Genomic DNA, 14,003 nt, shown 5'->3' on the forward strand with positions numbered 1-14,003 from the left:
CACCTGCGAACGCCGCGATTCGGCCGCGGCGGCCGCGGCCGCCTCTGCTGCCATCTGCAACAGGCGCGAACGCAACACCCGCAGGGCCTGCTCGCGGTTTTGCAGCTGGGACTTTTCGTTTTGGCACGAAACCACCAGGCCGGTCGGCAGGTGGGTAATCCTGACGGCCGAATCGGTCGTGTTGACAGACTGCCCGCCTGGCCCTGAAGACCGGTAGACGTCGATCTTTAGGTCATGGGCATCAATTTCTAGTTCGGTTGGATCGTCCGCCTCCGGCATCACCAGCACCCCCGCAGCTGAGGTGTGGACCCGGCCTTGCGACTCAGTCACCGGGACTCGCTGAACTCTGTGGACGCCACCTTCATACTTCAGATGGGCCCAAACCCCGTCCTGAGGTTCGGGGTTGCCCGGTGCCCTAATGGCCAAGGCCACCTCTTTGATGCCACCCAAAGGTGTTGGCGTGGCACTGATGACCTCAACTGACCAGCCCTTGGCCTCGGCGAAGCGCTGGTACATGCGCAACAGGTCATCGGCAAATAGGGCGGATTCCTCTCCACCGGCACCAGCTTTGATTTCCAGAATGACATCGCTGGCGTCATCGGGATCACGCGGCGCCAAATAGGCTCGCAATTCTGATTCCGCCTCATCCCTGGCTTGGGTCAAAGCTGGGATTTCGGCGGCGAAAGCCGGATCACCGGCCAACTCCTGGGCCGCTTCAAGATCCGCCACCGCGGCATCGAAATGATCGAAAGCCCCCAGCAGCTGGGAAACCTGTGCAAAACGACGCCCAAGCTTCTTGGCCCGCCCGGCCGAGGCATGCAGGGCCGGGTCAGCCATTTGGGCCGCCAGCTGGTCGTACTCCTGCCTCAGCGGCCCTGCGGCCTGGTGGAGGTCAGCCATGAGGCTACTTGGCCGCCGCCTTCTTCTTGCCGTAGCGGGCTTCGAAGCGGGCGACACGGCCGCCGGTGTCAAGAATCTTCTGTTTGCCGGTGTAGAACGGGTGGCAGGCGCTGCAAACATCAGCGTGGATTTGACCGGAGGTCGAAGTAGACCGAGTGGTGAAAGTGTTGCCACAGGTGCATGTCACCACGGTGGCGACATAGTCAGGGTGGATCTTCTTCTTCATCTTCTTTCCTTCCCCAAACCCCTCGGGTCCGCCGGTCAAAGTGGCGGTGAACCGAAAGGCCGGTGGCTATTGTGCCAGATGCGGCCGGATGGGCGCAGCCTGGTCGCGACTAATTGCGCCGGCTACATCTGATCCGGTGTGGTCTTGTTGACCTGAAGCATGAACTCCGCATTCGACCTGGTTTTGCGCAACCGGTCGGTCAGCAGCTCGATTGCCTGCTGCAAGTCAAGCGCGGACAGCACTCGCCTTAGCTTCCAGTTGATCTTCAACTCCTCGGTGGCCATCAAATATTCCTCGCGCCGGGTGCCACTGGCGTCAACGTCTACCGCTGGGAACAGGCGTTTGTCTGCCAAGGAGCGTGACAGGCGCAACTCCATGTTGCCGGTGCCTTTGAACTCCTCGAAAATGACCTCATCCATCTTCGAGCCCGACTCAATTAGAGCCGTAGCCAAGATGGTCAGCGATCCGCCGCCTTCGATGTTGCGAGCCGCGCCAAAGAACTTCTTGGGCGGGTAGAGGGCTGAAGAATCAACGCCGCCGGACAAAATACGCCCGGAAGCTGGCGCCGCCAGGTTATAGGCCCGGCCCAGGCGGGTAATGCCGTCCAGCAGGATCAACACATCGTGTCCCATTTCAACCAGCCGCTTGGCCCGTTCAATGGCCAGTTCGGCCACTACCGTGTGGTCGGAGGCTGGACGGTCGAAGGTTGAAGAAATGACCTCGCCTTTGACCGACCGCTCGAAATCCGTGACCTCTTCTGGCCGTTCGTCAACCAACACCACCATCAGATGAACCTCGGGGTTGTTGGCTGTCACGGCGTTAGCGATGGCTTGCATGATCATGGTCTTGCCGGCTTTTGCCGGCGAGACGATTAGGCCACGTTGGCCTTTGCCGATCGGTGCAACCAGGTCGATCACCCGAGTGGTCAGGTTGTCCCCAGTAGTCTCCAGACGCAGCCGGTCGGTCGGATACAGCGGCGTCAGTTTGGCAAACTCCGGTCGTTCCAACGCCTCGGCCGGCGGCCGTCCGTTGACCGAGTCGACCCGCACCAGCGCGTTGTACTTCTGGCGACCTGATTGCTCACCTTCACGCGGTTGGCGCACGGCGCCGACAATGGCATCGCCCTCTCGCAGCCCGCCCCGCCGCACTGCCGAAAGCGAAACGTAAACGTCCCCTGGACCTGGCAGATAGCCGGAGGTCCGGACAAAGGCATAGTTGTCCAGCACGTCCAAGATTCCCGCCACCGGCACCAGGACGTCGTCCTCGCGCACCTCGACATCTTCCATACCAGCCAAATCGCGCCCGCCGCCTTGGCCGCCTCGCGCCCCGCGGTTTTTCCGGTCGCGGTAGCGCTCGCGTTGGCGCCGCCGCCTCCCGCCCGGGCCGTCATCGTCCCGGCCTTGACCTGGCCTGCCGCCTTGGCCGGCAAACTGGCCGCCGGCTTCACCTTTGCCTGGCCCGCCCTGTTTGCCTTTGCCCTGTGCCGTCTCGCCCGTGCCCGCGGCATCGGACTTCTCTGGTGGACCAGCTGGGCGCCCTGCCCGCCGGCCCGCCGTCGCTGCCAAATCCGCTTTGACCTGGTCGATGGCCCTGGCGGTGCGCTCAGTTTTGTCGCCACGGCGATCGCTGGCAGGAGCCGGCTCTTGGCCGGGGCCGCTGGGCGAGGGTTCCTTGGCCTGGCCAGCTTCAGCCTCGTGGGAGTCTTGGCGTTGGGTCACCGCTGTGGCCGGCTTGGTGCCGCCCTTGCTCGACCCGGCTGGCTGACGGTGGGCTCCGATAGTGGCGATCAGATCCGCCTTGCGCATTCTGGATGTGCCTTTGATGCCCATCGAAGAGGCCATCGACTGAAGCTCAGCCAATTTGAGTGCGCCCAATGGAGCCTTCTGGTTACCTGTAATTGACACGAGGTTCCTTCCCTCGTTGAACGGGTTGGCACCCGCCAATAGATTAAGTTCGCGTCGGCGAACGAGGTGATCGTTTGTCTAATGCTGGCGTGCCCGGCCCAAACCTATCGATTCGGGAGTTATGGCCGCCGCCACCAGCGGCGTCAGCTATGTCAGCGTCGCACGCTGTGATGATGCTACCACCAATAGAGACAAACGCGTTACGCCGCTGCGCCAACGCCCAAAATGCCCGCCTCAGCTGGTGGTTGGGCCGTGAAGCAACTGAGTCAGGGAGGTTACCACTAGGTCGGCCCCGTTGGCTCTAAGTGCTGCCTCGCCAGTACCCCGGTCGACCCCCACCACCAGTCCGAAGCCTCCGGCCCGCGCTGCCGCCACCCCGGCGATGGCGTCTTCAACCACGGCACAGGCCAGTGGGTACAGGCCAAGGCGACGGGCTGCCCAGACAAAGGTGTCAGGTGCCGGTTTTCCGGCCAGTTCCTCTGCCGTGGCGACTTGCCCATCAACAATGACGTCAAAACGATCTAGTAGTTCGGCCGCCCGGAGCACCTGTTTAGCGTTGGCGGAACTTGAGACGATCGCAACTGGCTTGTTTTGCCTAGCCAGCGCGTCCAGCAAGTCGGTGGCACCTGGATACGGTGCTACCGGATCGGCCTGCAGGATGGCGTTGAAGGCTTGGTTCTTCGAGTTGCCCACGGCACAGATGGTGCCGTCTCCGGGCGGGTCGGTCGGGTCGCCGAAGGGCAGCGACAATTGGCGAGCCGCCAGCATATCCATGACGCCGGCAAACCGCGGTTTGCCGTCAATGTGAGCGAAGTAGTCGGCTTCGGCGTAGGCGGGTTCGACCAGGTGGGCCCGGAAAAAGGCCGTAAAGGTGGCGGCCCAAGCCCGGCGGTGCAGCTCGGCAGTTGGCGTCAGCACGCCATCGAGGTCAAAAAGGACACCGTCTGCGTCAGCCAGCATTGATCCACCTGGCTCCGCCGCGTGTTTCCCCATCAGGTCTCCTTTGCCGCCCATCCTGGTGGTTGGCGAACAATCTACTGCATTAGCCGTTAGGCCAGCGCCGCACCATTGCTCGGCTTTGCCAGGTCCGGTTAGCATGACACTGTTTGGGCCGCTGCCCGGGCGCCTGGCTGGAGGAAAGGAGACCGGTCGTGGGTATGGAGGTCATGTGCTTTGACCTGGAAGGGGTTCTGGTACCCGAAATCTGGATCAATGTGGCCCTAGAGACCGGTATTGATGAGCTCAAACTGACCACCCGAGATGTACCGGACTACGACGAACTAATGGCCTACCGGCTGCGTATCCTTGACCAGCACCAGCTGCGGATCGACGACATTAAGCAAGTCATTGCCCGCCTAAAGCCCCTCGACGGAGCCGTTGAGTTTCTGGCCTGGGTGCGGCGCAACTTTCAGGTCGTCATCCTGTCTGACACTTTCTACGACTTTGCCGAACCGCTAATCGCCCAGCTTGACCATCCAATGCTGTGTTGCCACAACCTCGAAATTGCCCCTGACGGGCGCATTACCAACTGGCTGATCCGGTTGCCGCGCCACAAAATGGAAACAGTCAAGGCGCTCAAAGCCCTCAATTTCACCGTCTTCGCTGCCGGCGATTCCTATAACGACACCGACATGCTGATCGAGGCCGATACCGGCTACCTCTTCACCCCGCCGCCAAACGTCATTGCCGAGTTCCCGCAGCTACCGGTGGTCAACACCTTTGAGGCGCTCAAGGCCGAGTTGATCCGAGCCTCGTCCAGGAAACTGACGGCCTAGCCGTCTACCAGCCCCAGGCGGCCACGCGGCCGCTGGTCAGTCCTCCAGATTCAAGGCCTGGGCAATCGAGACCACATCGCTTTGGATGCGTTGCGGCTGAACCTCGTTGCCATCGGCGTCCAACAAGGCCCAGTTCGGGTCCTTTAGACCGTGGCCGGTAACGGTAATGACAATTCGGGCCTCTGACGGCACCCGTCCTTCCTTGGCCAGGTTGAGCAGTCCAGCCACGCCGGCGGCACTAGCCGGTTCGACAAAGACGCCATGGCGTTGGGATAGCAGCCGGTGGGCCGCCAGAATCTCGGCATCCGTCACCGTTTCGATCAGGCCACCCGATTCATCCCGAGCTGCCACAGCCTGTTTCCAGGAGGCTGGATTGCCAATTCTAATGGCCGTGGCAATTGTCTCCGGCTGTGCCACCGGGTGGCCCAAGACAATTGGGGCGGCGCCGGCAGCCTGGAAACCCCACATTTGTGGGGTCTGACTGGCCGGACCGTTGGCGGCGTATTCGGTGTAGCCGGCCCAATAGGCGGTGATATTGCCCGCGTTACCGACAGGCAAGACGTGAATGTCTGGCGCGTCACCCAAAGCGTCGACCACCTCAAAGGCGGCGGTCTTCTGACCGGCAATGCGATATGGGTTGACGGAGTTGACCAACTCGACTGGGTAAGCCTCTGATAGCTTCAGAGCCGCCACCAGGCAGTCGTCGAAATTGCCGTCTACCTGGAGCAGCTTGCCACCATGCGCTACCGCCTGAGACAGCTTGCCCATGGCGATTTTGCCGTCTGGCACCAGCACGGCGCAGGTTAGCCCGGCCCGGCCGGCATAGGCTGCGGCTGAGGCTGAAGTGTTGCCGGTTGAGGCGCAGATAACCGCCTTGGTACCGGAGGCCAGGGCAGCTGATATGGCCACTGTCATGCCTCGGTCTTTGAACGAACCGGTTGGGTTCATGCCTTCATACTTCAGCCAGACCTGGGCACCGACCATTTGGCTGAGCACCGGCGCTGGGATACAGGGCGTACCGCCCTCGCCCAGCTCGACCACCGGGCCGCACGGCTCAAGAGGCAAGCGGTCGGCATACTCCGCGATCACCCCGCGCCAGATTCGCGCCACTTCATTCACCTTCCACTCGGATGACCGCCTCGACGGCGGCCACCACGTCGAGCCCGCTCAGATCCTCAACCGTCTGACGCAGGGCCCCTTCTGGCGCCTGGTGGGTCACCACGGTGAGATCGGCCGTCACGGGCGTCTCGCCGGCACCGGCCAACCGGGCCGTCTGCCGGACAGCTTCGATCGAAACCCCAGCCTTGGCCACTACGCCCGCCACCTGCGCCAGCACACCTGGTTGATCCAGTACTTCGAGCCGGATCTGGTAGCGGGTCAAAGCTTGGGTGGCGTCGAGAGTTGGCAGGTCAAGGTAGGCTGACTCGCCCGGCCCGCGACCGCCACTGGCTTTGTGTCTGATGGCCGAGACGATGTCCCCCACCACCGCGCTGGAAGTGGGCCGTCCACCGGCCCCGTGGCCGTAAAACATGAGCTCCCCGGCCGCCTGGGCCTCGACGTAAACGGCGTTAAAGGGGCCACGGACTGAGGCCAGCGGGTGAGCCAGATCAACCAGAGCCGGGTGGACGCGGGCGATGACGCCTTCGCCGCCGCCGGCCGCTTCGGAACGTTCGACTATGGCCAAAAGCTTAATGACGTGGCCAGTTGCCGCTGCGGCGGCAATATCGGCCTGGGAGAGGTGGGTGATGCCCTCGCGGTAGACATTTTCCAATCCGACCCGGGTGTGAAAGGCCAAGGAAGCCAGCAGGGAGGCTTTGGCGGCCGCATCAAAGCCCTCAATATCAGCCGTCGGGTCCGCCTCCGCGTAGCCGAGCTCTTGGGCCTGTTTCAGTGCCTGATCAAACGGCAGCTGGTCACGCGTCATCCGGTCCAGGATGTAGTTGGTTGTGCCGTTGACAATTCCCAAAACCCGGGTGATGGTGTCGCCGGCCAGAGACTCGCGAATAGGCCTAATGATGGGGATGGCACCGGCCACGGCCGCCTCATAAAACAGGTCAGCTCCACTGGCGGCAGAGGCCTGGTAGAGGGACGGGCCATCGGCCGCCAGCAGGGCCTTGTTGGCCGTTACAACCGAGGCGCCGGTGGCAAAGGCAGCCAGGATGGCACTTCGAGCCGGTTCAATTCCGCCCATAAGCTCCACCACCACATCGGCCTGTTTGGCCAACGCCACTGAGTCTTCGGTCAGCAGCTCTGGGTCCAAACCGGGCACCGGTGCCTGGCTGGCGATCTCTTTTGTCGCCACGCCGACCAGATCAAACTGCGCCCCGGCCCTGGCCACCAGGTCACTGCGTTGCTCAATCAGTAGCCTGATGACCTCGCTGCCGACAATGCCGCAGCCCAGAATGGCTAAACGGATTGGGGGCTCGGTTGGGTTCATTTTGGTCTCCTATTTGGCTGCGAGTCGAGCGGTACCTGGCGCACGCCCAAGGGTTAACCTTGCCACATGCCGGGCGGCTGCATCACCTCGCTTGACACGGCCACCGCGTCACCTAGCCGGTACCCCTTTGACAGTGGCCCCCGCCACAACATCCCTTGTAACACAGGCAGCGGCCCCGACAACCGCACCGGCGCCAATTGACCGTCCTTGCAACACCACGGCTCCGGCTCCGACCATGACCCCATCACCAATACTGACCTCGCCGGCCACTATGGCGCCTGGGTTGATCGCCGCAAAGTCACCTACACGAACGTCGTGGTTTAGCGACGAACGGATATTGAGGTCGACATAGTCGCCGACACGAACGTTGGTGGTGATGACAACACCTGCCCGCGCCATCAGCCCCAGACCCATCCGAAAATCAGGGCTAACTATGGCAGCGGGATGAATCAGCGAGCCGCAAGGCTCGAGCCCCTCTAGCCGGGCAACAACCCGGCGACGGGTCTGGGGAAAACCGAGTCCCAAGGCAAAGACGTCGCCCCAACCGGCCGCTAACCATTGATCAATGCTGCCAAGCAGGGGCACACCAAGTCTGTCTAGTCGTTGCCGGTTGGCGGGCGATGGGTAGTCATCAACCACTCCGACTACGCGATACCGGCCAGATGTCGCGCCGCTGACGGCCTCAATCAGGCCGATCGTCTCGCGCCCGTGCCCAGAGGCTCCGACCACGACCACATCAGTTGAGGTCATGACTCAACCCCAGTGAATTCCGGCATGGTGGCGTGTCCGCGGGCGGTGATCCCTTCCCTACGGACCAAGGCCCTGAAGGTCATCGCAATGATCCACAGATCCAATCGCCAACAGCGTTTCTCAACGTACTCGACATCCAGCCTCAACCGCTTGTCCCAACTCGCATCGTTCCGGCCCATCACTTGGGCCAGACCGGTCAGGCCGGGGCGAACCTCGTGCCGACGAGCCTGGACAGGTGAATAGCGCCCCAGGTATTGCATCAGAAGCGGCCTTGGTCCAACCAGGCTCATGTCTCCACGCAAGACATTCCAAAGCTCAGGCAGTTCGTCGAGTGAGGTTTCCCGCAGGAATCGTCCGGCCGGGGTCAGCCGGTCGGCGTCGTTCGATAGCTCCCCTGCCTTGTGTTTCATGGTGCGGAACTTGATCAGGCCAAACGGCTTGCAGTCTTTGCCTGGGCGCGTCTGCCTGAAGATGATAGGCCGGCCCAGATCTCGCCACACCACCAGAGCAACTACCCCTTGGATTGGGGCCGAGAGCAGTAGGACCAGCCCTGCCACAACTGCGTCGGCGGCCCGCTTGGTCTGATCGTATCGTTGGCGCCGAGCAGAGGCGCGACCGTGCCGAAGCCTGGTCACCGGTCCCCTCCCGCCCCCGGACCAGTCACGCTACCTGCGAAACGCTCAATCGCGTCACATACTTGATCGAATTGAACTGGCGTCAGCCCCGATCCGCTTGGCAGCGACAACCCTTGTTGGTAGAACGAATCCGCCGTTCCGTTCAGAAAGGCCAAAGCCCTGGCAAAGACCGGTTGACGGTGCATTGGCTGCCACATTCGCCGGGCCTCAATCGACTCCGCCTCTAGAGCCTGGCGCAGGTCCTCCGCCGCGAACCCTGCCTCGTTTGGATCGACTAACACCGTTGTCAGCCACCAGTTGTCATGGGTCTCATCGTCAATTGACCCTGATGGTTCGCCGAAGATCTCCACTCCCGGGATCCTGGAAAACAGGGCCTGGTAGGCCAGTCTGTGTTGGTGCCGGCGGGCCATCATTTGAGGTAAACGGGACAACTGGGCCCGGCCAAGTGCCGCTAAGACGTTTGACATTCGATAGTTGTAGCCGATCTCCTTGTGCTCGTACCAAGGCAGGGGTTGTCTCGCCTGATTCGACAGGTGCCGGGCTCTAGCGGCCAAGTCCGGGTTGTCGCTCAGCAGCGCACCGCCGCCGGAGGTTGTCACAATCTTGTTGCCGTTGAACGACAAAACAGCCATCGTTCCGTGTGAGGCGGCCGGTTGACCCAACCGAACCGCACCTAACGACTCGGCCGCATCAGACAGGATTGGGATGTCGAAGGCGGCGGCCACCGCACTGATTCGTTCCTGCGCCGCGATCTTCCCAAGGAGATCAACCGGGATGATCGCCTTTGGCAAATCACCGTCTCGCTCCAGCTGCTCAAGGGCTGCCCGCAACAAATCCGGGTCCATGTTGCCCGTCGAGTCGCAGTCGACAAACACCCCCCTGGCCTGAACATAGTCGATGGCAAAGGCTGTGGCTGCGAAGGTCAGCGTGCTGGTCACCACGACATCCCCAGGTTCGACGCCCAGCAGCAGGAGGCCCAAATGCAGGGCCGCAGTCCCCGAGGACAGAGCCACTGTCTGGCCCCGCTGGCTAAACTCGGCCAGCTCGGCCTCAAAGGCGTCAACCTCCGGGCCAAGCGGCGCGATCCAGCCGGAATCCACTGCCCTGACGACAGCTTCGCGTTCAGCTGCCCCAACGTCAGGTGGGGATAAGTAGATCCGGTCCTGTCTCAGGGGCACAACCACAAAACTAGTGCCAGGCTTCGATCAATCACAGCCCAAAACCGATGTTTTGGGCCGCTGGGCCAAATCCGCACATCTGGCTAGGCGTCTTGGTCTAGGGCTAGCAGGTCATCAATGGTCTCGCGGCGCAGCAAGGTTTGCAGTTGGCCGTCTTTGACCGCCACCACTGGTGGGCGGCCGGCCTGGTTGTAGTTAGACGCCAGCGACCGGCAATACGCCCCGGTCACCGGCACGGCTACCAGGTCACCGACGGTGACATCGGCCGGCATGTATTCATCCTTGACCAGGATGTCGCCAGATTCGCAGTGCTTGCCCACAATGCGGGCCAAGCGCGGGCCGGCCGGGGACCGCCTTGAGGCCAAAGTGGCGGAATAGTCCGCCCCGTACAGCGCCGTCCTGACGTTGTCGCTCATGCCGCCGTCAACTGCCACATAAAGCCGCGACAGGCCGCCATCAAGGGTGACGTCCTTGACCACGCCAACTGTGTACAGGCTTATGCCCGATGGCGCGGCGATGGCTCGGCCGGGTTCGACACTGACGCGGGGCAGCGGCAAGTCGTAATCCCGGCAGGCCCGCTCAACTTGCTGGGCCATGGCTTGGGCGATGTCGCCAGGCGGCAGCGGGTCGTGGCCGCAGGTATAAGCCACGCCAAAACCGCCGCCTAATCCCAGCTCGCTCCAGCTGTGGCCAAGGTCGCGTTTGACCCGGGCGGCAAAGGCAGCAAAACGGCCAATCGTCAGGGCATAGGCCTCGGTGTCAAAGATCTGCGAGCCGATGTGGCTGTGCACACCAAGCAGTTCCAGTTCGGGGCGAAGCAGCACCCGTCGAGCCGCCTCGAAGGCAGTACCGTCTGCCAAGGCCAGGCCAAACTTCTGGTCTTCATGCGAGGTGGCGATGTACTCGTGGGTATGGGCCTCAACCCCGACCGAACAGCGCAACATGACCGGCGCTTTGACGCCCAGGCGGGCCGCGATGGCTCCGACCTGGTCGACCTCGTGCAGCGAATCGAGCACGACCCGGCCCACACCCTGACTTAGTGCTACCTCAATGGCGTGGTCAGTTTTGACATTTCCGTGGAAAGTGATCCGCTTGGCGTCAATCCCGCCCAGGCGGGCGATTTGCCACTCTCCTTCCGAGCAGACATCAATGTTCAGGCCGTCTTGGGCGACCCAGCAGGCAATGCCGACGGTCAGCAAGGCCTTACCGGCATATGACACCTCGGCCCCGGCTAGGGACGCGAAGGCCTGGTCGAAAGCTTGGACAAAGCTCTTGGCCCGGGTCCTGAAATCAGCCTCGTCGATGACGTAGACCGGCGTGCCAACCTGGGCCGCAATTGCGGTGACAGCCAGGCCACCAATATGCATCAAACCTTCGGTGTCCTTGACCACAGTCGAAGGCCAGATCGGCTGGAGAAGGTCGTTTACGTCATCGGGCAAGGGCAACCAAGCCGGCGCCCTAACCTGGGCGTGCAGCGCTCCGGCCTCATGGCTGGCCATCTTCTACATCCTCTCTGGGGCACTGACCCCAAGCAGTTCAAGACCGCCGGCCAAGACTTGCCCGGTGGCGTCGTTCAGGTACAGACGAGCCCGGTGAACCGCTTCGATCTCTTGGCCCGCCAGCGGGATTACCCGGCACTGGTCGTACCACTTGTGGTAGGCGGCAGCCAGTTGTTCTAGATAGCGGGCCACCCGATGGGCTTCGCGCAGCTCGGCTGCCTGGGCCAGCACTCGGGGGAAATCAGCCAGCAGGGTCAGCAACACGGCCTCGCTTTGATGGGCCAGACAGGCCGGTTCAAAGCCGTGACGCTCAACACCGGCCTGGCTGGCATTGGCCGCGACCGAACAGGTCCGGGCGTGGGCGTACTGAACGTAGTAGACCGGGTTGTCGTTGGAGCGTTTGCGCCACAAGGCCAGATCAATTTCCAGTGGCGAGTCAACCGAAGACCGCACCAGGACGTACCTGGCCGCATCCACCCCAATGGCATCAACCAGATCCTCCATTGTGACGACGTTGCCAGCCCGCTTCGACATCCGGACCACCTGGCCGTTTTCGAGCAGGAAGACCAGCTGGCCTATCAGAACCTCAACCTTGTCTGGGTCATCGCCCAGCGCCGCGGCAGCGGCTTTAAGCCGGGCGATGTAGCCATGGTGGTCGGCACCGAGCAGGTAGATGGCGTGGTCGGCGCCGCGGTCGCGTTTGTCCTTGAAGTAGGCGATATCTGCTGCCACGTAAGCCGGCGCGCCATCGGACCGGATAACCACCCGGTCCTTGTCATCACCAAAGGCGGTTGATCGCAACCACCAGGCGCCATCACTGAGGTAGAGGTTGCCGGCTTGCTTGAGCTGCTCCAAAGCTTGATCGACGGCGCCTGATCGGTGCAAATCGTGTTCGTGGAAGTAGACGTCAAAGTCGACCCCGAATTGGTGCAGTGACTGCTTGATTTGCGCGAACATCAACTGACAGCCGGTTGTCCTGAAGATCTCTGTTGCTTCAGCGTCCGGCAGCTTGGCCGCATCGGGATGGTGGGCCTCGACTTGACGGGCGATCTGGCTGATGTAGTCGCCGGCGTAGCCGTCTTCTGGCAGCGGCCGACCCCTGGCGGCGCAAAGCAGCGAAGCCGCGAACCGGTCGATTTGGCTGCCGTGGTCGTTGAAGTAGTATTCCCGCACCACACGGGCACCTTGTGCCTCGATTACCCGGGCCAGCGAGTCACCGACCGCCGCCCAGCGGGCGCCAGCCAGGTGAATTGGCCCGGTCGGATTGGCCGAGACGAACTCGACGTTGAAGGTCTGCCCACGCCAAGCGGTGCTGTGACCAAAACTGCGGCCCTGATCAACGATTTGTTGGGCCAAGGCCCCGGCAGCCGATTTGGCCAAGGTCAGGTTGATGAAACCCGGGCCGGCGACTTCTGCTGCCTCGATACCGTCGATGTGGGCAATGCGTTGCACCAGGATTTCGGCCAGCTGGCGGGGTGCTAGCCCGGCCTTGGAACCCAGTTGCATGGCGACGTTGGTGGCCCAATCGCCGTGCCCTGACTGGCGCGGGCGTTCGACATGTACCCGCTGCGGAATCAGGTTTTGGTCCAGGGTGACTTGGCCGTCTGCCACAGCCTGGCGTACGGCCTGAGCCAACTCGATCGATAACTCCTCTGGTGTCACCCGGCCATGCTAGGGCATGGACGCACTGGCTCAGCGACCTGGTTCAGTTCGGCCTTGTGCCAGGATTGGAGGATCGCCGCGGGCACTGGACAGGAGGAAGTCGATAATGCCGGACGCAGCCTCTCCTGAGCATAGGGTTGGCCTGATCGACCAGGTGGCCGCCCGCATGCGCGCCCAAATTGTTTCTGGCGCCTGGCCGGTTGGTTCACGCATCCCAACGGAGCCGGAGCTGGTCCACCTGTCCGGGGTGGGTCGTAATACCATCCGCGAAGCCGTCCAGTCATTAGTCCACGCCGGCTTGCTGGAGCGGCGCCAAGGTTCGGGCACCTACGTCATTAGTACTTCCGAACTGCCTACAGCCATAAACCGCCATATCGCCGGTGCTCGCCAGCGCGATGTGCTCGAGGTTCGCCAAGCCCTTGAAATGATCGCTGCGGCGCTGGCCGCCAGCCGCCGCACCTCAAGCCAACTCGAACAGGCCCGTCAGCTCCTGGGCCAGCGGGCCGCGGCCGTTGTAAACGGGGACCTTGAGGCCATGGTCGAAACCGACCTGTCCTTGCACCTGCACATCGCCGACATGGCTCACAACGAAGTCCTAGCTGAGCTGTACGGCTCAGTCTTGGACGCCGTCAAGGCCAATGTCCGCTTCAACTTCCAGCACCAGGACGAGGACGGGCCTTTCCACGAGAAGCTGGTCGAGGCCATTGCCAAACGCGACACCGACGCCGCCGCACGGCGAACCCAGCACTACCTTCAGACCTTTATCGACGTGCTGCCAGAGGCCTAGCCGGCGGCGCCCAGTGCCCATCAAGGCGCTGCTAGGCTTACGTCTCGTCCAGGCCCCTGTAGCTCAGTGGATAGAGCGTCCGCCTCCGGAGCGGAAGGCCGAAGGTTCGAATCCTTTCGGGGGCGCCATGTGATGTCTCGGGACATAGGAAACCGGTGAACCCACGAAACGTGGGTTCGCCGCGTTTTTGTCTAGCCTTGTGGTTGATAGTTCCTGGTGGGATCGAGTACTAGTTGACGGAGTATTTCTC

Annotated in this window: 13 protein-coding genes and 1 tRNA gene; 3 read left to right on the plus strand and 11 right to left on the minus strand. The window is 62.4% G+C overall.

The annotated features are described in order from the left end of the window. The 4 genes from FWD29_08540 to FWD29_08555 all read right to left on the minus strand — a co-directional run. Window positions 1-900 (minus strand): PCRF domain-containing protein (locus FWD29_08540; GenBank protein MCL2803977.1); only part of this gene is annotated, 900 nt, incomplete at its 3' end. Window positions 901-904: 4 nt separating this feature from the next. After that, window positions 905-1,126, minus strand: a complete 222-nt coding sequence (gene rpmE, locus FWD29_08545; GenBank protein MCL2803978.1) for a 50S ribosomal protein L31 — start codon at window positions 1,124-1,126, stop codon at window positions 905-907. 122 nt (window positions 1,127-1,248) lie between these two features. Then, window positions 1,249-2,967: a transcription termination factor Rho gene (gene rho / locus FWD29_08550; protein MCL2803979.1), complete on the minus strand. Its 1,719-nt coding sequence runs from the start codon at window positions 2,965-2,967 to the stop codon at window positions 1,249-1,251. 297 nt (window positions 2,968-3,264) lie between these two features. After that, window positions 3,265-4,023: an HAD-IA family hydrolase gene (locus tag FWD29_08555; protein MCL2803980.1), complete on the minus strand. Its 759-nt coding sequence runs from the start codon at window positions 4,021-4,023 to the stop codon at window positions 3,265-3,267. A gap of 164 nt (window positions 4,024-4,187) precedes the next feature. Here FWD29_08555 and thrH point away from each other — a divergent pair, with 164 nt between their 5' ends. Beyond that, entirely contained in the window at window positions 4,188-4,805 is a 618-nt protein-coding gene (gene thrH / locus FWD29_08560) for a bifunctional phosphoserine phosphatase/homoserine phosphotransferase ThrH (protein MCL2803981.1), read from the plus strand. 36 nt (window positions 4,806-4,841) lie between these two features. Here thrH and thrC read toward each other — a convergent pair whose 3' ends face one another. From thrC to argS, 7 genes are all read right to left on the minus strand, one after another. Next, window positions 4,842-5,915, minus strand: a complete 1,074-nt coding sequence (gene thrC, locus FWD29_08565) for a threonine synthase (protein ID MCL2803982.1) — start codon at window positions 5,913-5,915, stop codon at window positions 4,842-4,844. Between the two features lies 1 nt (window position 5,916). Then, a complete protein-coding gene (locus FWD29_08570; protein ID MCL2803983.1) occupies window positions 5,917-7,242 on the minus strand; it encodes a homoserine dehydrogenase in 1,326 nt (441 codons plus the stop codon). Window positions 7,243-7,350: 108 nt separating this feature from the next. Beyond that, on the minus strand, window positions 7,351-7,992 hold the full coding sequence (locus tag FWD29_08575; GenBank protein MCL2803984.1) for a NeuD/PglB/VioB family sugar acetyltransferase: 642 nt from the start codon (window positions 7,990-7,992) through the stop codon (window positions 7,351-7,353). Beyond that, the gene (locus FWD29_08580) at window positions 7,989-8,549 is read right to left on the minus strand and encodes a sugar transferase (protein MCL2803985.1); all 561 of its coding nucleotides are present in this window, start codon (window positions 8,547-8,549) and stop codon (window positions 7,989-7,991) included. The genes FWD29_08575 and FWD29_08580 overlap by 4 nt, the downstream gene beginning before the upstream one ends. A 74-nt stretch (window positions 8,550-8,623) precedes the next feature. Beyond that, on the minus strand, window positions 8,624-9,805 hold the full coding sequence (locus tag FWD29_08585) for an aminotransferase class I/II-fold pyridoxal phosphate-dependent enzyme (protein MCL2803986.1): 1,182 nt from the start codon (window positions 9,803-9,805) through the stop codon (window positions 8,624-8,626). Between the two features lie 83 nt (window positions 9,806-9,888). Then, on the minus strand, window positions 9,889-11,304 hold the full coding sequence (gene lysA, locus FWD29_08590; protein MCL2803987.1) for a diaminopimelate decarboxylase: 1,416 nt from the start codon (window positions 11,302-11,304) through the stop codon (window positions 9,889-9,891). 3 nt (window positions 11,305-11,307) lie between these two features. Then, the gene (gene argS, locus FWD29_08595; protein MCL2803988.1) at window positions 11,308-12,966 is read right to left on the minus strand and encodes an arginine--tRNA ligase; all 1,659 of its coding nucleotides are present in this window, start codon (window positions 12,964-12,966) and stop codon (window positions 11,308-11,310) included. 106 nt (window positions 12,967-13,072) lie between these two features. Between argS and FWD29_08600 the strand changes: the two genes are divergently transcribed. Further along, the gene (locus FWD29_08600) at window positions 13,073-13,753 is read left to right on the plus strand and encodes a FadR family transcriptional regulator (protein ID MCL2803989.1); all 681 of its coding nucleotides are present in this window, start codon (window positions 13,073-13,075) and stop codon (window positions 13,751-13,753) included. Between the two features lie 52 nt (window positions 13,754-13,805). Beyond that, window positions 13,806-13,881 (plus strand) — tRNA-Arg (locus FWD29_08605). The last annotated feature ends 122 nt before the right edge of the window (window positions 13,882-14,003 follow it).

This window comes from Micrococcales bacterium (genome assembly GCA_009784895.1).
Classification (GTDB): domain Bacteria; phylum Actinomycetota; class Actinomycetes; order Actinomycetales; family WQXJ01; genus WQXJ01.